This window comes from Acuticoccus sediminis (assembly GCF_003258595.1).
GTDB lineage: Bacteria > Pseudomonadota > Alphaproteobacteria > Rhizobiales > Amorphaceae > Acuticoccus > Acuticoccus sediminis.
The window spans coordinates 906,482-930,130 of sequence record NZ_QHHQ01000002.1 but is presented as its reverse complement, the minus strand read 5'-3'; the positions used below and the strand labels follow the sequence as shown (position 1 = coordinate 930,130).

Annotated in this window: 20 protein-coding genes; 9 read left to right on the top strand and 11 right to left on the bottom strand. The window is 70.2% G+C overall.

Annotation, left to right across the window (positions count from 1 at the left end):
• Positions 1-140: 140 nt before the first annotated feature.
• Positions 141-1,262 (top strand): histidinol-phosphate transaminase, encoded by a 1,122-nt coding sequence (gene hisC / locus DLJ53_RS12175; protein WP_111345465.1) that lies wholly within the window; start codon positions 141-143, stop codon positions 1,260-1,262.
• Between the two features lie 50 nt (positions 1,263-1,312).
• On the opposite strand, the gene DLJ53_RS12170 is transcribed toward hisC, so the two are convergent.
• Positions 1,313-2,278 (bottom strand): hydroxymethylglutaryl-CoA lyase, encoded by a 966-nt coding sequence (locus tag DLJ53_RS12170; protein ID WP_111345463.1) that lies wholly within the window; start codon positions 2,276-2,278, stop codon positions 1,313-1,315.
• A 105-nt stretch (positions 2,279-2,383) separates the two neighbouring features.
• Between DLJ53_RS12170 and DLJ53_RS12165 the strand changes: the two genes are divergently transcribed.
• The 7 genes from DLJ53_RS12165 to DLJ53_RS12135 are packed head-to-tail and all read left to right on the top strand — an operon-like array spanning position 2,384 to position 8,580.
• The gene (locus DLJ53_RS12165) at positions 2,384-3,637 is read left to right on the top strand and encodes a CaiB/BaiF CoA transferase family protein (protein WP_111345461.1); all 1,254 of its coding nucleotides are present in this window, start codon (positions 2,384-2,386) and stop codon (positions 3,635-3,637) included.
• Positions 3,634-4,533, top strand: a complete 900-nt coding sequence (locus tag DLJ53_RS12160; protein WP_111345460.1) for an HpcH/HpaI aldolase/citrate lyase family protein — start codon at positions 3,634-3,636, stop codon at positions 4,531-4,533. Before DLJ53_RS12165 ends, DLJ53_RS12160 begins: the two co-directional genes overlap by 4 nt.
• A gap of 37 nt (positions 4,534-4,570) precedes the next feature.
• On the top strand, positions 4,571-5,401 hold the full coding sequence (locus tag DLJ53_RS12155; RefSeq protein ID WP_244935058.1) for a transporter substrate-binding domain-containing protein: 831 nt from the start codon (positions 4,571-4,573) through the stop codon (positions 5,399-5,401).
• A gap of 39 nt (positions 5,402-5,440) precedes the next feature.
• Complete coding sequence (locus tag DLJ53_RS12150; protein WP_111345456.1) at positions 5,441-6,094, top strand: amino acid ABC transporter permease; 654 nt, start codon at positions 5,441-5,443, stop codon at positions 6,092-6,094.
• 1 nt (position 6,095) lies between these two features.
• Positions 6,096-6,767, top strand: coding sequence for an amino acid ABC transporter permease (locus DLJ53_RS12145; protein WP_111345455.1), 672 nt, complete (start codon positions 6,096-6,098; stop codon positions 6,765-6,767).
• Entirely contained in the window at positions 6,767-7,546 is a 780-nt protein-coding gene (locus DLJ53_RS12140; RefSeq protein ID WP_111345453.1) for an amino acid ABC transporter ATP-binding protein, read from the top strand. The genes DLJ53_RS12145 and DLJ53_RS12140 overlap by 1 nt, the downstream gene beginning before the upstream one ends.
• Positions 7,547-7,557: 11 nt before the next feature.
• Positions 7,558-8,580 carry a C-terminal binding protein gene (locus tag DLJ53_RS12135; RefSeq protein ID WP_111345452.1) on the top strand — a complete coding sequence of 341 codons (1,023 nt, stop codon included), beginning with the start codon at positions 7,558-7,560 and terminating at the stop codon, positions 8,578-8,580.
• A gap of 21 nt (positions 8,581-8,601) precedes the next feature.
• Here DLJ53_RS12135 and hutU read toward each other — a convergent pair whose 3' ends face one another.
• Genes hutU through hutI form a run of 4 tightly spaced genes read right to left on the bottom strand, consistent with a single transcriptional unit; the run spans position 8,602 to position 13,856 of the window.
• Positions 8,602-10,275: a urocanate hydratase gene (gene hutU, locus DLJ53_RS12130; protein WP_111345450.1), complete on the bottom strand. Its 1,674-nt coding sequence runs from the start codon at positions 10,273-10,275 to the stop codon at positions 8,602-8,604.
• The gene (gene hutG / locus DLJ53_RS12125; RefSeq protein WP_111345449.1) at positions 10,268-11,086 is read right to left on the bottom strand and encodes an N-formylglutamate deformylase; all 819 of its coding nucleotides are present in this window, start codon (positions 11,084-11,086) and stop codon (positions 10,268-10,270) included. Before hutG ends, hutU begins: the two co-directional genes overlap by 8 nt.
• A complete protein-coding gene (gene hutH, locus DLJ53_RS12120; protein ID WP_111345447.1) occupies positions 11,083-12,621 on the bottom strand; it encodes a histidine ammonia-lyase in 1,539 nt (512 codons plus the stop codon). The genes hutG and hutH overlap by 4 nt, the downstream gene beginning before the upstream one ends.
• Complete coding sequence (hutI, locus tag DLJ53_RS12115) at positions 12,618-13,856, bottom strand: imidazolonepropionase (RefSeq protein ID WP_111345446.1); 1,239 nt, start codon at positions 13,854-13,856, stop codon at positions 12,618-12,620. Before hutI ends, hutH begins: the two co-directional genes overlap by 4 nt.
• A gap of 100 nt (positions 13,857-13,956) precedes the next feature.
• On the opposite strand from hutI, the gene DLJ53_RS12110 reads away from it, so the two are divergent.
• Positions 13,957-15,309, top strand: a complete 1,353-nt coding sequence (locus DLJ53_RS12110) for a formimidoylglutamate deiminase (RefSeq protein ID WP_111345444.1) — start codon at positions 13,957-13,959, stop codon at positions 15,307-15,309.
• Positions 15,310-15,346: 37 nt separating this feature from the next.
• Here DLJ53_RS12110 and DLJ53_RS12105 read toward each other — a convergent pair whose 3' ends face one another.
• Genes DLJ53_RS12105 through DLJ53_RS12080 form a run of 6 tightly spaced genes read right to left on the bottom strand, consistent with a single transcriptional unit; the run spans position 15,347 to position 23,646 of the window.
• Positions 15,347-16,672: an NAD(P)/FAD-dependent oxidoreductase gene (locus DLJ53_RS12105; protein ID WP_111345442.1), complete on the bottom strand. Its 1,326-nt coding sequence runs from the start codon at positions 16,670-16,672 to the stop codon at positions 15,347-15,349.
• A 6-nt stretch (positions 16,673-16,678) separates the two neighbouring features.
• The gene (locus tag DLJ53_RS12100) at positions 16,679-18,706 is read right to left on the bottom strand and encodes a hydantoinase B/oxoprolinase family protein (protein ID WP_111345440.1); all 2,028 of its coding nucleotides are present in this window, start codon (positions 18,704-18,706) and stop codon (positions 16,679-16,681) included.
• Positions 18,703-20,751 carry a hydantoinase/oxoprolinase family protein gene (locus DLJ53_RS12095; RefSeq protein ID WP_111345439.1) on the bottom strand — a complete coding sequence of 683 codons (2,049 nt, stop codon included), beginning with the start codon at positions 20,749-20,751 and terminating at the stop codon, positions 18,703-18,705. The genes DLJ53_RS12100 and DLJ53_RS12095 overlap by 4 nt, the downstream gene beginning before the upstream one ends.
• 31 nt (positions 20,752-20,782) lie before the next feature.
• A complete protein-coding gene (locus DLJ53_RS12090) occupies positions 20,783-22,075 on the bottom strand; it encodes a TRAP transporter large permease (protein WP_111345437.1) in 1,293 nt (430 codons plus the stop codon).
• Positions 22,075-22,578: a TRAP transporter small permease gene (locus DLJ53_RS12085; RefSeq protein WP_111345436.1), complete on the bottom strand. Its 504-nt coding sequence runs from the start codon at positions 22,576-22,578 to the stop codon at positions 22,075-22,077. Before DLJ53_RS12085 ends, DLJ53_RS12090 begins: the two co-directional genes overlap by 1 nt.
• A 51-nt stretch (positions 22,579-22,629) precedes the next feature.
• Positions 22,630-23,646, bottom strand: coding sequence for a TRAP transporter substrate-binding protein (locus tag DLJ53_RS12080; protein WP_111345434.1), 1,017 nt, complete (start codon positions 23,644-23,646; stop codon positions 22,630-22,632).
• Positions 23,647-23,649: the final 3 nt, after the last annotated feature.

The following is a 23,649-nucleotide window of genomic DNA, read 5'->3' as shown; positions in this document are numbered from 1 at the left end:
CACACATGAGCAGCGTTCTGTCGGTGGCGCAACGGCAATCATTTGTATGCCATCGAGCCTGCGGGACGGTCCGCGACACCCTCGATTGACCCCCGGCGCAATTGCGGAATAGATATATACATATCTTGCCGGAAATCGCCATGCCGACTTCGCCCGCGACGCTGCGCTCCAATCCCCACTTCGCGACCCTCCCCGCCTACAATGCCGGTCTGTCGGACGCCGAGGCGAGCCGTCTGAGCGGCGGCAAGCGGCTCGTCCGCCTCGCCAGCAACGAGAACCCCTACGGCCCGTCGCCGGCGGCGATCACCGAGCTGCAACGGATCGCCGCCGAGGCGTGGCGCTATCCGGAAGGGCGGTCGGACACGCTGCGCCGCGCCATCGCGGACCATCACGGTGTCGACGAGGACCGCATCGTCGTCGGCAACGGCTCCGAAACGCTGATCGCCGCCCTGTCGCGCGCATTCCTGCAGCCGGGGGCCGGCGTGCTGACGGTCACGCCGGGCTTCGGCCTGCATGAGATCGAGCCGCTGGCCGAAGGCGCCGACGTCACCAAGGTGCCGATGACCGGCGCCCTGGAGTTCGACATCGGGCGGCTGACCGAAGCCATGGACGAGGCGCCACGGCTCGTCTTCCTGAGCTCGCCGTCGAACCCTGTCGGGACGACGCTGTCGCGCGATGCCTTGCACCGCCTCCTCGCGGCAGTGCGGCCGGGCACGCTCTTCGTGTTCGACGAGGCCTATGCCGAGTTCCGCCGCGACGAGGACGCGTTCGACAGCCTGGCCCTCGCCACCGAGGCGGGGGTGGACTTCGTCACCCTGCGGACCTTTTCCAAGGCCCACGGCCTCGCGGGCCTGCGCATCGGCTACGGGGTCGCGTCGAGCGCCGCCATCGCGCAGTTCATGCGGCTGGCGCTCACTCCGTTCAACGTGAACGTGGCGGCACAGAACGCCGCCGTCGCCGCCCTCCACGACGAGGCGTGGATGCGCGCGTCGGTGGGCAGGATCAGGGCCGAGCGGGACCGGATGGCGGCGGCGCTGCGCGAGCGGGGGCTGTGGGTGGCACGCTCGGAAGCGAATTTCGTCTTCTTCGACACGGGCCGGGACTCCGCCCCGCTGGCGGCCGCGCTGCTGCGGGAGGGGGTGATCGTGAAGCCCTGGGGCGAAGCCGGCTACACCACCTTCATGCGTGTCACCGCAGGGCGCCCGGAGGACACGGACGCCTTTCTGGCCGCGTTCGACAGCGCCCGCGTCGCCGCCGGCTGACACCCGGCGACGGGCCGAGCCGCGCCGCGGAGACGGGGCCGAGCGGCCCCTCACCCCGACGCACTCGTCACGGTCGAGGCCGTGGGCCGGCGATGGCCGGCCCGGAACACCTTGCCCGGCAGCGGGCGGCCGACGAGCGTCTCGGCATGGCGTGCCGCTGCGGCGAGCGCGTCGGGATCGAGCCCAGTCTCGATGCCCATCTCGGAGCAGACGAAGGCGAAGTCCTCGGTGGCGATGTTACCCGCCGCCCCCTTGAGGCCCGCGAAGGGACAGCCGCCGAGACCGCCGATCGACGCGTCGAACCGATCGACCCCCAGTGCCAGACCGGCGATCGCGTTGGCGATGCCGCAGCCGCGCGTGTCGTGCAGGTGGAGCTTGATGGGGAGTTCCGGCCATCGCTCCCGGATCGCCCCGACCACGCGGCTGACTTGGAGCGGGTTGCCCCAGCCGGTGGTGTCGGCAAGGTCGACCTCGGCGAGGCGGAACCCTTGCGCGTCCAGTCGCTCGGCCACCCGCGCGATCATCGCCACGGTCCGTCCTTCGGGAACATGCCCCTCGTAGGTGCAGCCGAACGCCGTCATGACTCCGAGGGAAACGTCGCGCAGACCGTGCGCCGCGTAGACCTCCAGCCAGTCCGGCATGGCCGCGAGGCTCTCCTCGAACGAGCGGCCGACGTTCCTGCGGCTGAACGTTTCGCTGGTCGCGATGGAGAGCTTTGCGGTGATGTCCGCACCGGCCGCGACGGCGCGTTCCAGTCCGCGCAGGTTCAGCCACAGCGCGCGGTAGTCGACGCCCTCCCGGCGGCTCAGCGCCGCGAACACCGCATCGGTGTCCGCCATCTGCGGCACGCGTGCCGGATGGACGAACGAGCCGACCTCGATCTCGGTCAGCCCTGCGTCCGCCAGCATGTCGATGAGGGCAACCTTCTCGGCGACGGAGAGGCAGCGGGCCTCCATCTGGAGTCCGTCCCGCGGCCCGACCTCCATGATATGTATATGCTTGGGATAGTCCGCCATGGCACCGATCCTGCATCCGCAACCGACTGAAATCCGGATCGGATGTATAGACAGCCCCCTCATTATTGTATATACATAATTGTAGAAATGCTCACCGATCGCCCCATGTTCGCCTCCAGACCCTTCACTCCGGACGAGACCGGTCCCCTGACCGGCCTCAAGGTCCTGGACCTCTCCCGCCTCGTCGCCGGCAACATGCTGAGCCTCCAGCTCGCGGACTTCGGGGCGGACGTCCTGAAGATCGAGGGCGTCGCCAATGCCGATCCGCTGCGCGACTGGACGGTCGAGGGACAGCCGCTGTTCTGGAAGGTCTACTGCCGCAACAAGCGCAGCCTCGCCGTGGACCTGAGGCAGCCGGACGGCATGGGGATCCTGAAGCGGCTGATCGCCGAAGCCGACGTCTTCATCGAGAATTTCCGCCCCGGGACGCTGGAGAAGATGGGGCTGGCGCCTGACGCCCTCCTCGCCCTCAACCCGCGGCTCGTCGTCGTGCGGATCTCCGGCTACGGGCAGACCGGGCCTTACAGGTCGATGCCCGGCTACGGTACGCTGGTGGAGGGCCTCTCCGGCCTCGCGACCCGCCTCGGCTTCGAGGACCGGCCGCCGATCCTCCCGCCACTCGCCCTCTCCGACCTCGTGTGCGGCATCTACGGCGCCTACGCCACCATGGTGGCGCTGCAGGCCCGAACCGCCGAGGGCGGCGGGCAGGTCGTCGACCTCAGCCTCCTCGAGACGACGATGACGCTGCTCGGCCCGCAGGCGGAAACCTACCGCCAGACCGGGCGCCTCCCCCGACGAGACGGCAGCCGCTCGGAGATCGCCTCTCCCCGCAACGTCTTCCGCACGCTCGACGGGCGCTGGGTGTCCCTGTCTGCGCCGATGCAGTCGATGGTGGAGCGCCTCTTCCGCACCATCGGCCGGGCCGACATGATCGAGGATCCCCGCTTCGCCACTGGCGCAGCGCGCCTCCGGAACGCGGAGGCGTGCGAGGCCCCGGTCGCCGAGTTCATCGCCGCGCGCGACCTCGGGACCGTGCTCGCCCTCTTCAAGGCGGCCGACGTCACGGTTGCGCCGGTCTACGACGTCGACCAGGTGGTCACCGACCCGCACGTCCTGGAACGCGAGGCGGTGGTCGACCTGCCGGATGCCGACCTCGGCCGGATCGCGATGCACAACGTTGTGCCGCGCCTGTCGGGGACGGCGGGCAGCCTCCGGACCCCTGCCCCCGGCCACGGCGAGCACAGCCGCGAGGTGCTGGCGGACCTCGGCTTCGCCGACGCGGAGATCGACCGCCTCGCCGGCGACGGCGTGATCCTCGCCCCCCGCGGCGCCGCGTCCGACGGGGCCGCCGCGCAGTGACAAACGCCGTCCCGCCCCTCTGGCGCTCGCTGCTCTACGTCCCCGTCACGTCGGAGCGGTTCGTCGCCAGCGCGGCGCGGCGTGGCGCGGACGCCGTCATCCTCGACCTCGAGGATTCCATCCCGCCTGACCGCAAGGCCGACGCCCGCGCCGCCCTTCCCGGCGCGGTCGAGGCGGTGGGGGCCAGCGGGAGCGACGTCGTCGTACGCGTCAACGCGGATCTCAGGACGCTCGCCGCCGACCTCGAAGCCGCCGTCCGTCCGGGGGTCGACGCGGTCTGCCTGCCCAAGATCCGCTCCGCCGACCATGTCCTGCTCATCGCCGAAGCGGTGGACGCGCTGGAGCGCGAGCGGTCGATCCCCCACGGGCACCTGCGGTTCATCGTCCTCGTCGAGACCGTCGCCGCGCTCGCCCTCGCCACCTCCATCGCCGAAGCGCACCCGAGGGTGGCCGCCCTCAGCCTCGGCGACGAGGACTTCGCGACCGACGCCGGCATCGACGCGTCGGAAGCGACGCTCGCGGGGCCCAAGCAGCAGGTGATCTTCGCCGCGCACCGGCACCGCCGGCTCGCCCTCGGCACCCTCGACACCATCGCCGACTACGGAGACACGCACGGCTTCGCCGCGCTCGCGTCCCGCTCCCGCCGCTTCGGTTTCGACGGCGCGCCCTGCATCCACCCAAGCCAGGTGGCCCCCCTCAACGCCGCGTTCACGCCGAGCGACGACGAGGCCGCGCGCGCCGAGGCCATCCTCGCCGCCCACGAGGCCGCCGAGCGCGAGGGACGTGGCGCCTTCGCCCTCGACGGCCGCATGATCGACGCGCCCGCCATCGTCCGCGCCCGCGCGGTCCAGGATCGCCTGAGGCAGATCGGCCTGAAGTCCGGCGCCTCACGATGACACGCACCCATCGTCCATACCGGATCAGGAGATCACATTGAGGATCGAGACGTTGATGCAGCTGCCGGCCGTGGCGGCCCTCGCCCTGGGCCTCGCCTTCGCAGCACCCGCCCACGCCGACACGCTCGCGGACATCCAGGCCGCCGGCAAGCTGGTCGTCGCCACCGAGATGCAGTTCCCGCCCTTCGACTTCAAGGAGAACGGCGAGTACACCGGCGTCGACAAGGACCTCCTCGACGAGGTCGGCAAGGAACTCGGCGTCGAGGTCGAGTATGTGGACCTGCCGTGGACCAGCGTCCTGCCCGGCCTCGAGGCGGGCAAGTACGACTTCGTCGGCGCACCGCTCAACGCCTCGCAGGCGCGCATGGAGCGCTACGCCTTCTCGAGCCCCATCGCCTATTCCGGCAACGCGTTCGTGAAGCGCAAGGGCAACGATGAGGTCCAGAAGCCGGAGGACCTCGCGGGCAAGACCGTCGGCGTCCTCAAGGCGAGCTCCTCGCAGAAGCAGGTCGCAGCCTACTCCGAGACGCTGCCCGAGCCGATCAACATCCGCGAATACTCCGACATGCTGTCGGTCTACGCCGACGTCGCCAACGGCCGTCTCGACGCCGGCGCGTCGTCGCTGCCGAACGTCTCCTACGCCTCGGTGCAGCGCCCGGACCAGCTCGAGGTCGTCGAGCCGCCGTTCGGCAAGCCGAACTACTACGGCTGGGTCACCCGCAAGGATCCCGAGGACCAGAGCCTGATCGAGGCCGTGTCCGCCGCGCTGGAGGCCATGAAGGCCGACGGCCGGATGGCCGAGATCCAGATGAAGTGGTTCGGCAAGACCGAGGATCTGCCGGACGCGATGCCCGTCCCGGACCTCTGATCCCCGACCGACCTCCCGCGACCGACAGGTGCCGCGCCGATGAGCGTACAAGATTGGCTGACCGCGATCCCGTTCCTGCTTCGCGGTCTGGGCGTCACGCTTTACGTCTCACTGGCGGGCACGCTGGTCGGTTGCGCGATCGGCCTCTTGATCGCCGTCACGCGCTGGACCGGGCTGCCCCTCCTCGTGGTGCTGGCCAAGGTCTACGTGAGCTTCTTCCGCGGCGTTCCGCTGCTCGTGCAGATGCTCCTTTTCTACAATTTTCTGCCGTTCGTCGGGATCGACCTGTCGGCCCCGGCGTCGGCGATCGGCGCGCTCGGCCTGGTCGGCGGCGCCTACATCGCCGAGATCCTGCGCGGCTCGCTCGCCGCGATTCCGAGCGGACAGATCGAGGCGGCGAGAGCCTTCGGCTATGACCCGGTGACGATCTGGCAGACCATCCTGCTGCCGCAGATGGTGCGCATCGCGATGCCCTCCATCACCAGCGAGTTCATCCTGCTCGTGAAGGCGTCGTCCCTGATCTCGGTGGTCGGGCTGACGGAGCTGACGCGCGTCGCGCAGGGCTTCGCCGCATCCACGTTCCGGCCGATGGAGTTCTACCTCGCCGCCGCCGCGCTCTATCTCGTGACGAACCTCGCCGTCGCCGCCGGCGGGCGGGCCATCGAGCGCAAGTTCTCCCGCGGGGTGGCCTGAGATGACCCTCGATCCCAGCGTCGTCGTCGACTACCTGCCGGCGATCGGCCACGGCCTTCTGATGACGCTCTTCGCCTGGGTCGTCTCGTCGGTCCTCGGCATCCTCCTCGGCCTCGTCCTGGCGCTGCTGGGCGCCTCGCGCCTGCGCCCGGTCCGCATGGGCGTGCGCGCCTACATCGAGCTCATGCGCTGCACGCCGATCATCGTGCAGCTCTTCATTGTCTACGCCGGCGGCCCCTCGATCGGGCTCTTCCTCGACCCGATGGAGGCCGGCATCCTCGTCCTGACGGCCCACGGCGCGGCGTACTTCGCCGAGATCTTCCGGAGCGGGTTCTCCGCCGTGCCGCCCGGGCAGACCGAGGCCGCCCACAGTCTCGGGATGCACCCCTTCGCCATCCTGCGACGCATCACCCTGCCGCTCGCCCTCACCGCGGCGCTCCCGGCAATGATCAGCATGATCATCAACGTCTGCAAGGAGACCGCGGTCCTGTCGATCATCACGGTGCCGGAGCTGACGTTCGAGGTGCAGAAGATGTCCATCGAGACCTTCGCGGCGTTCGAGTCCATCTTCATGCTGGCGATCTGTTACTGGGGGTTGATCGAGCTGTTCTCGGTCGTCGGCCGCGCCATCGAAGCCCGTCTCAACCGCCACCTGACCCTGAAGGAAGCGTGATGAGCGCGTCTGTCGTCGAAATCTCCGGTCTCGCCAAGAGCTTCGGCGAGGTGGAAGTCCTCAGGGACATCGACCTCACCGTCAACCGCTCCGAGGTCGTCTGCCTCATCGGGCCGAGCGGATCCGGCAAGTCCACGCTGCTGCGCTGCATCAACTTCCTGGAGCCGTACAACCGCGGCACGGTGAAGATCAACGGCCGCACGATCGGCTACATCGACCGGGACGGCGCGCGGCGGCCGATGCCGGCACGCCAGCTCCGGCAGGAGCGGCGAAACATCGGCATGGTCTTCCAGCAGTTCAATCTCTGGCCGCACATGACGGCGACGGAGAATGTCGCCGAGCCGCTGATCCGCGTGAAGGGCGCGGGGAAGGCCGCGGCGATGGCCCGGGCCGGGGAGCTCCTCGACCGCGTCGGCCTCTCCGCACGGGCGAAGGCGTTCCCCAGCGCTCTCTCCGGCGGCCAGCAGCAGCGCGTCGCGATCGCCCGCGCGCTCTCCATGGACCCCGACCTGATGCTGTTCGACGAGCCCACCTCCGCGCTCGACCCGGAGCTCGTCGGCGAGGTGCTGGAGGTGATGCGCGACCTCGCGCGCGACGGGATGACGATGGTCGTCGTCACCCACGAGATGGGTTTCGCCGCCAACGCCGCCGACCGCGTCGCCTTCCTGGACGGCGGGCGCATCGTCCAGTTCGGCACCCCGCAGGAGGTGCTGAAGGAGAGCACCGAGCCGCGCGTCCAGCAGTTTCTCAAGACCTACCACGCCCGCAACGACTTCTAGGATCCCAAGGGATGACCCCCATCGTCCTCGCGCCCGACGCCAACGTCCCCGCCCTCGACATCGAAGAGGCCATCGTCGGCCGCGCGCTCACCTTCCGCCGCTTCGACGAGAGCGATCCCGGCCGGATCCCTGACGAGGCGTGGCGGACGTGCGACGCGGTGCTGAAGTGGAAGAACATGCGCCTCACGGCGGACGTCATCGACCGTCTTGACCGCTGCCGGTTCATCGTGCGCGTGGGAGTCGGCACCGACAACATCGACGTGGACGCCGCCCGCGAGCGGGGCATACCCGTCGCCAACGTGCCGAACTACGGCACCACCGAGGTCGCCGACCACGGCATCGCCCTGCTGCTGTCGCTGGCGCGCGGCATCGAGCCTTACCAGGCGCGCCTCCGGGCCGATCTCGTCGGCGGGTTCCATGCCGCGGGCGTGCCGACGGTGCGGCGCCTGCGCGGCTCGGTCTTCGGAGCGATCGGGCTGGGACGGATCGGCACCGCCATGGCGCGCCGCGCCAAGGGCTTCGACATGGACGTCGTCTACTACGACCCGTTCCTTCCCTCCGGGCACGAGCTCGGCTTCGGGCTGCGGCGGGTGAAGAGCCTGGAAGCGCTGCTGGGCGAGGCGGACGTCGTCAGCCTGCACACCCCGCTGACGGACGCGACGCGCGGCATCATGGACGCCGACGCGTTCTCGGCGATGAAGCCCGGCTCGATCCTCGTCAACATCGCGCGCGGACCGCTGGTCGACTTCGACGCGCTCGAGGCGGCGCTGCGGTCCGGACACCTCGCCGCCGCCGGTCTCGACGTCCTGCCCGAGGAGCCGCCGCGTCACCCGCATCCGCTGATCACCGCCTGGCAGCAGCGCGAAGCGTGGATCGACGGACGGCTCATCCTGACCCCGCACGCGGCATACTTCTCAGCCGCGAGCTATCACGACATGCGCGCCTTCTCGGCGCAGACGCTGCTCGACCATTTCGCAGCCGGCGTCACCCGGGACGTCGTGAACCCCGGGTGGGAGCGGAACCGCCCGGCCTGACCGGACGGTCCCGACCGCCCGTCAGTTGCCGAGGATGCCCGGCAGGCGCAGGCCCTTCTCCCGGGCGCAGTCGATGGCCTCCTCGTAGCCGGCGTCCGCGTGGCGCATGACGCCGGTCGCCGGGTCGTTCCAAAGCACGCGGGCGAGGCGCCGGTCGGCATCCTCGCTGCCGTCGCAGCAGATCACCATCCCGGAGTGCTGCGAGAAGCCCATGCCGACGCCGCCGCCGTGGTGCAGCGACACCCAGGTTGCGCCCGATGCGGTGTTGAGCAGCGCATTGAGGAGCGGCCAGTCCGAAACGGCGTCCGAGCCGTCCTTCATCGCCTCCGTCTCGCGGTTCGGGGAGGCGACGGAGCCCGAGTCGAGATGATCGCGGCCGATCACGATCGGCGCCTTCAGCTCCCCATTGCGCACCATCTCGTTGAAGGCGAGGCCGAGGCGGTGACGCTCGCCGAGCCCGACCCAGCAGATGCGCGCCGGCAGCCCCTGGAAGGCGATCCGCTCGCGCGCCATGTCGAGCCAGTTGTGGAGGTGCGCGTCGTCCGGCAGCAACTCCTTCACCTTCGCGTCCGTCCTGTAGATGTCCTCCGGGTCTCCGGACAGCGCGGCCCAGCGGAACGGCCCGACGCCACGGCAGAACAGCGGACGGATGTAGGCCGGCACGAATCCGGGGAAGGCGAACGCGTTCTCGAGCCCCTCCTCCTTTGCGACCTGGCGGATGTTGTTGCCGTAGTCGAGCGTCGGCACGCCGGCGTTCCAGAAGTCGACCATCGCCTTGACGTGAACTTTCATCGAGGCGCGCGCCGCGGCTTCGACCGCCTTCGGATCGCTCTCCTGTCTGGCGCGCCACTCGGCCACCGACCATCCGAGGGGGAGGTAGCCGTGGATCGGGTCGTGCGCGGACGTCTGGTCGGTGACCATGTCCGGCCGGACGCCGCGGGCGACGAGCTCGGGAAAGATCTCGGCCGCGTTGCCGATCAGTCCGACCGACCTCGCCTCGCCCGCGCTGGTCCAGGCCTCGATCAGGCCGAGCGCCTCGTCGAGGGTGTGGGCCTTGGCGTCGAGGTAGCGGGTCCGCAGGCGGAAATCGACGCGGGTCTCGTCGCACTCCACGGCGAGGCAGCAGGCGCCGGCCATCACCGCGGCGAGCGGCTGCGCGCCGCCCATGCCGCCGAGCCCGCCGGTGAGGATCCAGCGGCCCTTCAGATCGCCCCCGTAGTGCTGGCGCCCGGCCTCGGCGAACGTCTCGTAGGTCCCCTGCACGATCCCCTGGGTGCCGATGTAGATCCACGAGCCGGCGGTCATCTGGCCGTACATCGCGAGGCCGCGCCTATCGAGCTCGTTGAAGTGGTCCCACGTGGCCCAGTGCGGCACGAGGTTCGAGTTGGCGATCAGCACCCGCGGCGCGTCGGCGTGCGTCTTGAAGACGCCGACCGGCTTGCCCGACTGGACGAGCAGCGTCTCGTCGCCCTCGAGAGTCCGGAGCGTCGCGACGATGCGGTCGAAGTCGTCCCATGTGCGCGCCGCCCGGCCGATGCCGCCATAGACGACGAGCTCGTGGGGCCGCTCGGCCACCTCGGCGTCGAGGTTGTTCATGAGCATCCTGAGCGGCGCCTCGGTGAGCCAGCTCTTGGCGGTGAGATCGGTGCCGCGCGGCGCCCTCACCTCGCGGACGTTGTGACGGGGATCAGCCATCGGCGTTCTCTCTCGATTGCAGGCGGAAGGCGACCTGTTCCAGCCGCTCCAGAATGGACTTGAGGGTCATTCGCAGACGCTCCGCCTTGGCGGCGTCGTACTCGAACGGCGGCGCTTCGGTGGCGAGGTGGCTGATCTGGCTCAGCTCCATCTGCACCGCGTGGACGTTCTCGTCCGGCCGGCCGTAGTGGCGCGTCGTCCAGCCGCCGACGAAGCGGCCGTTGAGGACGTGCGTGAAGTCCGTCGCCGCCTCGGCCACCGCCACGACGGCGGCCTCCACCTGCGGGTCGCACGTCGTTCCGTGCGCCGTGCCGATGTTGAGGTCCGGCAACGTCCCCTCGAAAAGGTACGGAACGAGGGAGCGGATCGAGTGGCAATCGTAGAGCACCACGACACCGTGACGAGCCTTCACCCGCTCGATCTGTGCCGCGAGCGCGGCGTGGTAGGGCTCGTGATACGCCGCGCGGCGCAGCGCGATGTCGCTGTCCCCCGGCTCCTCGCCGGCCTTCCAGATCGGTGCCCCGTCGAAGTCCGTCACCGGGATGAGGCCGGTCGTGTTCTGGCCGGGATAGAGGCTCGCCCCGCTCGGATCGCGGTTGGCGTCGATCACGTAGCGGTGGAACGTGGCGCGCACCGTCGTGGCGTCCGCAAGGAGCCCGGCATAGAGGCGGTCGACGTGCCAGTCGGTGTCGGCGAGAAGGCGGCCGTTGTCGTTCAGCCGCGCGGCGATCTCGTCCGGGACGTCGGTGCCGGTGTGGGGGAAGGCGAGGATGACCGGCGAGGTCCCCTCGGCAACGTCGAACACGCTCATCTGCTCTCCAGTCCTACGCGGCATTCCGCCGGTACGCTGCCTGCCAGGCGGCCGTCGGCGACCATCGCGGCGGCGGCGGCAAGGTCGGGCGCCATGTAGCGGTCGTCGTCCAGCGTCGGGACCACGCCGCGCAGCGCCGCGATGGCGCCCTGCAGCGCCGGGCTGGTCTCGAGCGGTGCGCGGAACTCGACCCCGCGCGCCGCCGTCAGCGCCTCGATGCCGATGATCGCGAAGAGGTTCTCCGTCATCGCGAGGAGGCGACGGGCGCCATGGCAGGCCATCGATACGTGGTCCTCCTGGTTGGCGGAGGTCGGTGTGGAATCGACCGAGGCGGGGTGCGCCATCTGCTTGTTCTCGCTCATCAACGCCGCGGACGTGACCTCGGCGATCATGAGCCCGGAGTTGAGCCCCGCGTTCCGCGCGAGGAACGCGGGCAGGCCGTACGAGAGCGCCGGGTCGACGAGAAGGGCGATGCGCCGCTGCGAGATGGCGCCGATCTCGCAGACCGCGAGGGCGATCTGGTCGGCCGCGAAGGCGACCGGCTCGGCATGGAAGTTCCCGCCCGAGACCACGCTGTCGTCGGAGAGGACGAGCGGGTTGTCGGTGACGGCGTTCGCCTCGATCTCGAGCGTGCGGGCGGTGCTGCGCAGGATGTCGAGGCACGCCCCGTCCACCTGCGGCTGGCAGCGGATGCAGTAGGGATCCTGGACCCGCTCGTCCCCCTCGATATGGCTCTGGCGGATCTCGGACCCCGCGAGCAGCCCGCGCAGCGCCGCGGCAGCGTCGATCTGCCCCTGATGGCCGCGCAGGAGGTGGATGTCGGCCACGAACGGGGCGGACGAGCCCATCGCGGCGTCGGTCGACATCGCGCCGGTGACGAGCGCCGACTGCGCCGCCCGGTGCGCACGGAACAGGCCCGCGAGCGCGAGCGCCGTGGACGTCTGTGTCCCGTTGATGAGGGCCAGCCCCTCCTTGGCGGCGAGGACGACCGGCGCGAGGCCCGCGCGCTCCAGCGCGGTGCGGCCGGGGAGACGCTCCCCCTCGAGGAAGGCCTCGCCCTCGCCCATCATCACCGCTGCGAGGTGGGCGAGCGGGGCGAGGTCGCCCGACGCGCCGACCGAGCCCTTCTCGGGGATCATCGGCGTGACGCCGCGCTCCAGCATGTCCTCGATCAGCCGCACGAGCGCCAGCCGCACACCCGACGCGCCGCGGCCCAGCGAGATGAGCTTCAGCGCCATGACGAGGCGCACGATCTCCTCGCCGAGCGGCGCGCCGACGCCGCAGCAGTGGGAGAGGATGAGGTTGCGCTGCAGGGTCGCGGTGTCGGCGGCGTCGATGGTGATCGAGGCGAGCTTGCCGAAGCCGGTGTTCACCCCGTAGACGGGCGCGTTGCCGGCGGCGATGGCGGCGATCCGCGCGGCCGCTCTCTCGATCCCCTCGTCGAACTGGCGGTCGAGGCGCGCGGGCACCTTGTCCCAGTAGATGGTGGCGAGCTCGGCGAGGGTGACCCGTCCGGGCCGGAGGATGAGTGTCATGGGCGCCCTTTCCCTGCGGCATCGGCATGCCCCCGGTAGACGCGGGCGTGCAGCGGGTTGAAGCCGATGCGGTAGACGAGCTCGGCGGGCTCGGCGATGTCCCAAAGGCAGAAGTCCGCGGCCTTGCCGGGCTCCAGCGTGCCGATCCGGTCGAGCCGGCCGAGCGCACGCGCCGCCTCGCGGGTGATGCCGGCGATGCACTCCTCGACCGTGAGGCCGAACAGCGTCGCAGCCATGTTCATGGTGAGGAGAGGCGACGTCAGCGGCGAGGTGCCGGGATTGTTGTCCGTCGCGATGGCGATCCGCGTGCCGTGTTCGCGCAGGGCCGCAACGGGCGGCTTGCGCGTCTCGCGCAGGAAGTAATAGGCGCCCGGCAGCAGCACGGCGACGGTGCCGGCCCTTGCCATGGCGGCGGCCCCGTCGTCGCTGAGATATTCGAGGTGGTCGGCCGACAGCGCGCCGTACCGCGCCGCGAGCGCCCCTCCGGCGAGGTCGGACAGCTGGTCCGCATGCAGCCTGACGGGAAGGCCGAGGCGGGCGGCGGCGTCGAACACCCGCGCGATCTCTTCGGGCGAGAACGCGATCCCCTCGCAGAACCCGTCCACCGCGTCGACGATGCCATCCGCGTGCGCGGCCTCGAGGCCCAGGATCACCACCTCGTCGATGAACGCGTCGTTGCGGCCGCGATAGTCGGCCGGGACGGCGTGGGCGCCGAGATAGGACGTCATCACCGTGACGCCACGTTCGCCGAGGCGGCGCGCCGCCCGCAGCATCTTCACCTCGTCCTCGACGGTGAGGCCGTAGCCGGACTTCACCTCCACCGTCGTCACGCCCTCGCCCATCAGCGCCTCGAGGCGCGGCAGGCTCTCGCGCACGAGGTCGTCCTCGCTGGCGGCCCGGACGCTCGCCACCGTCGAGACGATGCCCCCGCCCGCGCGTGCAATCTCCTCGTACGACGCACCGGCGAGGCGCATCTGGAACTCCTTCGCCCGGTTGCCGGCGTGGACGAGGTGGGTGTGGCAGTCGACGAGGCCGGGCGTGATCCAGCGGCCCCCGCAGTCGACGACGTCGGCGCCGCCGGCAAGCTCGCCCGGAAGGTCGGCCCGGGGTCCTGCGAACAGGATCGTCCCGTCCCGCACGGCGAGAGCGCCGTCCCCGATCTCCCCCAGACCGTCCCGCCCGGGGTCCAGTGTCGCAAGGCGTGCGTTGCGCCAGATCCGATCGCCGTTCGCCATTCAGGTTGCCTCTCGCTGCGTCATTATGTATATACTTATTGGGCGGGAGAGCAACCGGTCTCCTCACCGATTTCGTCCACATCGCCCCGGAAGGCTCACGATGACCGTCATCCACGCCGCTCACGCCCTGCTGCCCTCCGGACTGGAGCGCGACGTGCGGATCACCGTATCCGGAGAGACCGTCGAGGACATCCGGACCGGCGCCGCCGCGGAAGCGGGCGACGAGCGCCATGGGATGGTGATCCCCGCGATGGGCAACGTCCACAGCCACGCGTTCCAGCGGGCGATGGCGGGCCTGACCGAGCTGCGCGGCCCCACGGCCGACAATTTCTGGAGCTGGCGCCGGGAAATGTACCGGATCGGGCTCAACATGGATCCCGGCCACGTCGAGGCCGTCGCCGCCCAGCTCTACATGGAGATGCTGGAGGCCGGGTTCGCCCGGGTCGGGGAATTCCACTACCTCCACCACGACCGGGACGGTTCGCCCTACGCCGATCCGGCCGAGATGGCCGAGCGGATCGCCGCCGCCAGCGACACGGCCGGCATCGGTCTCACGCTCCTGCCGGTGTTCTACGCCCACGCCGATTTCGGCGGCCTCCCGCCCCTTCCCGGCCAGCGGCGGTTCATCCACGGGCTGGACGACTTCGCCCGCCTCGTCGAGCGCTGCGGCGACATCGCGGCCGCCTTGCCGGGCGGGATCGTCGGCGTCGCGCCGCACAGCCTGCGCGCCGTGACCGCGGACGAGCTCGCCGCCGTCGCCGCGCTGACGGACGGGCCGATCCACATCCACGCCGCCGAACAGGTGGGCGAGGTCGAGGGGTGCGTGGCGGCGACGGGCGCGCGGCCGGTGGAATGGCTCCTCGCCAACACCTCCGCGGACGAGCGCTGGTGCTTCATCCACGCCACGCACATGACCGGGGACGAGGTCGGCGCCATGGCGGAGCGCGGGGTCGTCGCCGGCCTGTGCCCGATCACCGAATCGAACCTCGGCGACGGGATCTTCCCGGCGGTTCCGTTCCTCGAGGGGGGTGGTCGCTTCGGCGTCGGGTCCGACTCCAACGTCGACATCTCGCTGAAGCGGGAGCTGCGCACGCTCGAATATTCCCAGCGCCTGGCGCATCGCGCCCGCAACGTGCTCGCGCCGGCGGGCGGATCGACCGGCCAACACCTCTTCGAAGAGGCGCTGCGCGGGGGCGCCGCCGCGATCGGAAGCTCAGCCGGGCTCGCGCCGGGCGAGCGGGCCGACATCGTCGCGCTCGACCTCGACGCGGTCCCCTGGCTCCCGGCGGACAAGGCGCTCGATCATTTCGTGTTCACCGATGGAATCACGGTCGACGCGGTCTGGAGCGGAGGCCGAAAGGTCGTCGCCGAAGGGCGGCACATCCACCGCGCGGCCATCACCGCGCGCTTCCACGCCGCGATGCACGAGCTGATGGCGGCCGAACCGTCATGACGGCCGCCCCGGCACATGCCCGTTCGGGTGCGCCGCGCTAGAACTCGCCGCCCGGGTGGATGGGTCCGCGCTTCAGCAGCCGCTCGTAGCGGAACGGTGCGGGATCGACGAGCGGCGTATCGTCCATGACGACGTCCGCGGTCAGCCGGCCGGCGGCGGGCCCGATGCCGAACCCGTGGCCGCTGTAGCCTGTCGACAGGAAAAATCCCGGCCAGGCCGGAATTTCCGAGATGACCGGGAGCAGGTCCGGCGTCGATTCGATCGCGCCGCCCCATGACCGCGCGATCTTCGCACCGGCCAGCTCCGGCACGTTGTCGACGAGGCCGGCGAGCGCCCGTGCCAGCAGCTCCTCGTCCGGCTCTGGGTCCAGGACCCGGGTCGCCTCGAACGGCGTCGGCCCCTCCGGCCCCCACTGCGCGGCGGAGAGGTCCGCGAAGAAGGAACGGCCGAGGCGCAGCTTCAGCCCCTTCCGCCGCTGCAGGAAGAGCGGAATGAAGGTCACCGCGTTGCGCAGCATCGTCGGCGTGACGTGGACCGTTCCCCGCCCCGCCATCGCCACCGTGTACCCGCCATAATCGTTGCGGCGCGCCGAAAACCCGGGACCGGAGACGGCCGTCGAGAACACCTCCGGCACCGGTGTCGTTTCGAGGACGGAGCCGTGCACCACCGCCTGCGGCAGGCGGATCCCGTGGTGACGGCAGAAGAGTCCCGCCCACGCGCCGCCGGCGCACACGACCCTCGGCGCGCGGATCGTCCCCTTCTCCGTCACCACGCCGGAGACACGGCCCCCGGTCGTCTCGAGCTCGCGCGCCGCGCAGCCCTCGACGACGACGGCACCGTGCCGCCGCGCCGCGGCCGCGACGGCCGGTGCCGCTTTCGCGGGGTCGGCGCGGCCGTCGCTCGGCGTCTCGATGCCGCCGACGAGGCGCGCTCCGGTTCCCGGCATCCGCTCGACCGCCTCGCCCGCCGTCAGGACGCGGGTGTGGACCTGATGCTCGCGCGCGGCGTCCGCCCACGTCTTCCAGCCTTCGAGCTCCGACGCACTGTCGGTGACGAACGCGACGCCGGTCCGCCGGAAGCCGACGTCGCCACCTACCGCCTCGGCCATCCCGTCCCACAGACGGATCGACTCGCGCATGAGCGGCAGTTCGGCGACGTCGCGGCCCTGCTGGCGACACCAGCCCCAGTTGCGGCTCGACTGCTCGGCGCCGACGAACCCCTTCTCCACCAGCGTGACGGCAACGCCCCGGCGCGCCAGATGATAGGCCGTCGAGGCACCGGCGATGCCTCCGCCGATGACCACGACGTCGGTCTCGGCGGGCGGTGTGGGATCGGTCTCGATCCGGTCAAGGCGATGGCGCATCGGACGTTACTTTGCGGCGGCGTGGACGGGGTGAAGGGCGGCCGGAACCGGCGGGAGATCGGCGAAGCGGGTGGCAAGCGCCTCGTAGGCGGCGACCACGTCGTGCGCGCCGCCGTCGGGCCCGGCCTCGTCGCTCCCGAGTGCCTTGAAGATGCGGTGCTTGACGAAATAGCGCCACGTGATCGGCACGGCGGCTAGGAGCGTGGTCAGGGCCGCGTAGCGCGCCTCGGTCCATACCCTCTCGAACGCCAGCCGGCCCTCTCCGTGGCCGAAGTGCCCGGTCGATGCCGTCTGCGCGAGACCGGCGCGCAGACGCGCCGTCTCCGCGGTGTCGTGCCCGTCGGGCCGCGCCGGATCGACGGCGACGCCGTAGTCCGCACGCGCGCTGCCGGGGCTGATGAAACCGCGGCGGACATCCGCGAGGACACTCTCGACCGGCCGCTCGTGCGGCGGGCCGTAGCCGCCGGCGCCGGGGCCTTCGAGCAGCAGGATATCGCCGGGTTCGAGGTGCACGATATCGGTGTTGCCGAGCTCCTCGGCATCCGGCTGTCCGGGATTGCGCACGAACCGGGACGGGGCACCGGCACGGCCGCCGGCCGTGCCCCACGCGCTCATCAGGCTGCGGTCCCGGTTTCGGGCGGTGACCATCGCGCCGGGGCTGAAGGTCTGGAACTCCATCATCAGCGCCGAGCCGCCGCGCCAGCGACCGGCGCCGCCACTGTCGGGCACCAGTCCGTACTTGCGGATGCGCACCGGCACCTCGGCCTCGTTGATCTCGACCGGCGTGTTCTTCAGGAAGCTCATGTTGGCGCCGCTGCCCTCCGCGCCGTCGGCGTAGGGACCGCCGCCCGCGCCGCCGCCGACGGGTCCGATCGAGGCCATCACCGTGCGACCCTCCCGTGTCGCCGTACGGACATTGAGGAGGCTGAGGCCGCTGCCGGGCGAGGCCGGCAGCCGGTCCGGCAGGGCCCGGCCGAAGGCACCGATGATCACCGTCTGCGTCACGTTGGAGAGCAGCGAACGCATTCCCACCGCCGCAGGGAAGGTGCAGTTCACGACCGTTCCCTCCGGCAGCACGCTGGTCAGGTTCCGCACGGAACCGGAATTGAGCGTGATCGTCGGATCGAGCGCCTTCAGGACGTAGATCAGCCCGACCGTGATGAGCGAATGCCGCTGGCGCCCGCCCGTCGGCATGTTCAGCGACGACGCGAGCTGCGGGTCGGTGCCGGTGAAGTCGAGCGTGACCTCGTCGCCGCGGATCCGCGCCGTGACGCAGATGCGTGCCGGATAGCCGCCCGCAGCGTCCTCGTCGGCATAGTCCGCGAAGGTGTAGTCGCCATCGGGGATCGAGGCGATGACAGCCCGCGCCTGCGCCTCGGCATAGTCGAGGAGGTCGTGCAGCCCGTCGCGGAAGGTCTCGAGGCCGAACCGCTCGATGATGGCCCGCACTTTGCGCTCGCCGGTGATCACGCACGAGAGCTGGGCGTTGAAGTCGCCGATGTTCTGCTCGGGCACGCGAACGTTGAGGTTCATGACGTCGAGGACGTCGGTGTTGAGCACGCCGTCCCGCATCAGGCGCATCGGCGGGATGCGGATCCCTTCCTGATGGACCTCCGTCAGTGTGCGCGACAGCGACGCCGGGACCGCGCCACCGATGTCGGTGTTGTGGATGTGGTTGCCGACGAAGCAGACCAGCTCGCCGCCATGGAACACCGGCATCCACATGTGTAGGTCCGGCGGATGGGTGGCGACGAAGCCGGAATAGGGATCGTTGGTGCAGTAGACGTCACCGGGACGGTAGTCGTCGAACCGCTCGATGACGGGGCCGTAGTCGAGGCCCGTATACCAGGTCGCCCCCATCGACATGGGAGAGGCGACCGTCTCTCCGGCGAGCGTCATGACCTGGCAGGAGAAGTCCTCCGTCTCCTTGACGAAGGTCGAGTAGGCGGTGCGCATGAGCGTGTAGCCCATCGCCTCCGCGGCGGCGGCGCAATGGTTGGCCAGCACCTGCAGCGTTGCGGTGTCGATCCTCATGCGGCCGCTCCACGGGTGATGCGCAGGTTGTGGTAGGCGTCGACCGCCACCGTGAAGCCGGCGGGTACGACCGTCGTGCAGTCGTCCTGCAGCACGACGGCGGGACCGTCGAAGCTCGCCCCGGGCGACAGGGCGGCCCGCCGGTGGATCGCGGCGTCGACCGTGGCGCCGTCGAGCCAGACCGGGACCATCGTCTCCGGTTCGGCGCGGACCGGCCGAAGCTCGGCCGCCGGGAAGTCCGGCTTGTCGGTCTCCCCCCGGACGACGACGCGGGCGGTGATGAGCTGCACCGGCGCGGCGCGGTTGGCGTGACCGTAGAGCGCCTCGTGGGCCGTGTGGAACGCCTCGGCGAGCACGTCGGTATCGCCGGTCTCGAGGACGGCGGGGTCGAACGGCGAGTCGAGCTCGAACGATTGCCCCTGGTAGCGCATCTCCGCCGAATAGATCAGCGTGCGGGACCCGGTGAAACCCTGCTCGCGGGTCAGCCAGTCCTCGGCGCTCGCGGCGAGCCGCACGAACCCGGCGCGGATCGCCTCGGCATTCTGCGGCTTCACGTCGAGATAGAGCGTCTCGATGAAGTCGTTCTTGAGGTCGGCGATGAGGCCGCCGAGGGCGCTGAGAACACCCGGCGTCTGCGGCACGACCACCTCCGGCATGCCGAGCTCGCGGGCGAGGAAGACCGCCAGCATCGGCCCTGCCCCGCCGAATGCGATGATCGAGTGGTCGCGCGGATCGGCGCCAGCGCGCGACATCAGCCCGCTCACCTCGGTGAACATCCCGGAGACGGCGATGTCGATGATCGCCTCGGCGGTCTGCTCGACGTTCTTGCCGATTTTTCCGGCGAGGTCGGCGACGGCGTCGCGCGCCTTGCCGCGGTCGGCCCTCACCGCGTCGTAGCCGAGGCCCGAGTGTCCGACGAGGCCGTTGGCGACGAACGCGTCGGTGATGGTGGCCCGCGTCCCGCCGCGGCCGAACGCGGCCGGTCCGGGCGTCGAGCCGGCGCTCTCCGGCCCCACCTTGAGAACGCCGAGCGGGTCCACCCACGCCAGCGATCCGCCGCCGTCGCCGATGGAGGTGACGGACACGGTCGGGATGAAGATCTGATAGTCGCCGATCCGCTCGCCGACGCCGTAGAAAGGCTCGGCATTCTCCAGCAGCGCGACGTCCGCGGTCGTGCCGCCGATGTCGAGCGTCATCGCCCGCTTCACGTTGGCGAGGCGGGCGATGTGGCAGGCGCCCGTGACGCCCGAGGCGGTGCCCGACAGGATCATCTGGACGCAGTCGGTCTTGCCCTTCTCCGCCGTCATCACCCCGCCGTTGGACTTGGTGATGAGGGCCTCGGCAGGAACGCCCTGGTCCTTCAGCGCCTCCTGGAGCGAGCCGAGGTAATGGGCGACGCGCGGTTGCACGTAGCCGCCGATGACCGCAGTCACCGTCCGCTCGTATTCCCGGATGATCGGCCACGTGGACGAGGAGGTGAACACCGGAAGGTCCGGAGCCAAGCGCGAGACGATGGCGCGGGCCGCCTCCTCCTGTTCGCCGTTGCGGTAGGCGTGCAGGAACGCGATGACGATGCCCTCCGCGCCGGCGGACCGGGCGGCGGCGACCGCGGCTTCCACTCCGGCCTCGTCCAGCGGTTCGTCGACGGTTCCGTCGGCCAGCAGCCGCGCGGCGATGCCGAAGACCATGTCCCGCGGGATGAGCGGTTCGGGCCGCTTGGCCAGGAGGGAGTACATGTCGGCCGTCTTGAGGCGGCCGATCTCCAGCACGTCACGGAAGTGTTCGGTCACGAACAGCGCGAGCTTCAGCCCCTTGCGCTGCACCACCGTGTTGACGCCGACGGTGGTGCCGTGGGTGAACGTGACGATCTCGGCGGGGTCGATCCCCTGCCGCTCGGCCAGCAGCCGGATGCCCTCCATCACCTCCGCCCCCGGCTGGTCCGGCCGGGAGAAGACCTTGAGGGAATGAAGCGAGCGCGTGGTGTCGTCGAACACCGCGAAGTCGGTGAAGGAGCCGCCGATGTCGACCCCCACGTGATACGCCATGAGGCACTCCAAGGGCGCGGGCAGGCGCCCGTCAGTAGAACGCTTGAGGGAGCATGAGAGCGAGTTGCGGCACCGCGGCGAGCACCGCGACGCCCAGGAGCAGGAGCACCCAGAACGGTGCCGCGGCCGCCGCCGCCTCGATCAGCGAGACGCGGTTTCCGGAGACGCCGGTGAGGATGTAGAGGTTCATGCCGACCGGCGGCGTCAGCATCCCGACCTCGATGAGCACCGTGATGACGACACCGAGCCACACCGGGTCGTAGCCCACCGACGTCATCACCGGGAAGACGATCGGCAGCGTCATCAGCATCAGCGAGATGCCGTCGAAGAAGCAGCCGAGCACCAGGTAGAAGATCGCGACGACGGCGAGCAGCATCGTCGGCGACAGGCCGAGCGTCTTGATCCACGTCATCAGTTCGAACGGCAGCCCGACGATGGAGATCGCCTGCGCCAGGACGACGGCGCCGAGGATCACCATGGAGATCGACACGAACACCTCGACGCTGTCGCGCAGCGCCTTGAGGAGGCCGCGGACGGTGAGATCGCCCCAGAGGAAGCCGAGGCCGATCGAGGCGACGACACCGAGACCCGCCGCCTCGGTCGGCGTCGCGATGCCGAGGTAGATCGTCCCGAGCACGGAGAAGACGAGGATGCCGATCGGCCAGATCCTGAGGAGGCCCAGCAGGGCCCCGCCGAGGCCCGGCCCCGCGTCCGGCGCATCGGGCGTCAGCCCGCGCTTCGTCAGCGTCAGGAGCACGATCAGCGCCATCATCCCCAGCGCGAAGAGGATGCCCGGAATGATGCCGGCGAGGAACAGCTGGCCGATCGAGACCTGCATCGTCGCGCCGTAGATGAGGAGCGACAGGCTCGGCGGAATGAGGAGCCCGAGGGTCCCCCCCGCCGCCAGGGTGCCGACCACGATCTTGGGATCGTAGCCGCGCTTCAGGAGCTCCGGGAAAGCGACCGACCCGACCGCCGCCGCGGTCGAGGTCGAGGCCCCGGAGACGGCGCCGAAGAGGGCGCACACCGCGATGTTGGTGTGGAGGAGCTTGCCCGGGATCCGCCCGAAGAACGGCGACATCGCGTTGTACAGGCGGGACGACACGCCGCTCGCCAGCAGGATCTCGCCCATGATGATGAAGAGCGGGACCGCCGAGAGCGTGAAGTTGTTGAAGACGTCCCACATCGCGTTGACCGCGAGGTCGGTGGCGCCGCCGACGGCGAACTGGAGGATGGCGAGGCCCGTGAGGGCGAGGCCGATGCCGATCGGCAGTCCGATGACGGCGGTGATGACGAAACCGCCCGCAAGAATGGCGTAGATCATCAGACGAGGCCCTCGACCGGTTCGTGATGCGGTTTGATCGGGGCGACCGTCCGCAGCGCGGCGGCGATGGCGGCGAGGGCGCACGACACCGGCATGACGAGCGTCCAGGGCCACAGGATGAGGCGGGAGCCGGCGGAGCGCGCGTCGAGCGACATCGTGACGTCGAAGTAGTTCCACGTCAGCCAGCCGAACCAGAGCGCGAACAGCAGGGTGACGAAGTGGGCGAGGCGCTCGAGCACCTCGGCCACCGGCCTCGGCATGTTGTCGGCGACGATGGTCACGCGGACGTGGGCGTTGCGCATGGTGACGGCGGGCAGGCCCGCGAACACCATCGCGGTGAACAGGAGCCCGACCAGCTCCTCGGTGAACGAGATGGGCGCGGCGATGAGGTATCTCATCATGGTCGCGACGAAGATCAGGACGATGATCGCGGTGGCGAGTGCAGCCGAAACCGCCGAGAGGACCGTCGCGATCCGGTCCGCGCCGAGGAGGAGGCGTCGCATGGGTGCTCCGTGGCCGAGGCTCGGGGGCCCCGAGCGGGGCCCCCGGCGACGTTACTTTACGATCTTGGAAAGGTTCTCGTAGTTCGACTGCGCCGTCTCGCTGCCGGCCTCGGACGCGGCCTTCCAGACCTCGCGCGCCGCAGCGGTGAAGGCCTCACGATCCTCGGCGGAGAAGGGCTCGAGCACGGTGCCGCCCGCCGCCTTGTACTTCTCCTCGGCCACGTCGTCGGCCTTGCCCGAGAGGTAGGCGTCGAACGTCTCTTCCTGGACCGTCGCGGCCGCCTCCTCGAGGGCCGTCCGGGCCTCCTCCGGTAGGGCCTCGAACGCGCTCGTCGAGACGATCATGTTCAGCGGATGAAGCACGTAGGGGAAGAGATAGGACGCGTACGGCGCCACCTCGTTGAGCGAGATGCTGAGCGCGGAGCCGACGGTGTAGACCGCACAGTCGACGACACCCGTCTGCATCGCGACGTAAAGCTCGTTCTGGCCGATGATCTGGGCGGAGATGCCGAGCTTGGCGAAGGTGTCGACCTGGAACTGCTCCCAGACGCGAACCTTCTTGCTCTTGAGATCCTCCAGCGTGCGCACCGGCTCCTTGCACATGATGTACGTCTTCTGGACCGGATGCCCGACGAAGCCGAGGAGCGTGATGCCGACCTCCTCGTAGGTCGCGCCGTAGATCTTCGTGAGCTCGGGCAGCGCCGCCTTCAGCGACTCCGGCTCGGACGCGACGCCGGGGGGCATGGTGAAGGAATATTCCGGCTTGTCGCGCGTCAGGTAGCCCGGATAGAGGCCGGCGGCCTGGATGACGGTGCCCCGCGGCAGGATGCGCAGCATATCTGCGTCCTTGATCCCCAGCGCCCCGCCCGGGAACACCTGGATCGCCAGCGTGCCGCCGGAATTCTCCGACGCGAGTTCGGCGATGCGGGTGAAGGCCTGGGCCTCCTCGCGGGCCGGAACCCAGACCACGTGCATCTTCCAGTTGTTCTCCGCCGCCGTCGCCGCACCGGCCGAAACCGTGAGAGCAACAGCGCCGATCGCTGCACGCAGGTGTGATAACAACGTCATCGA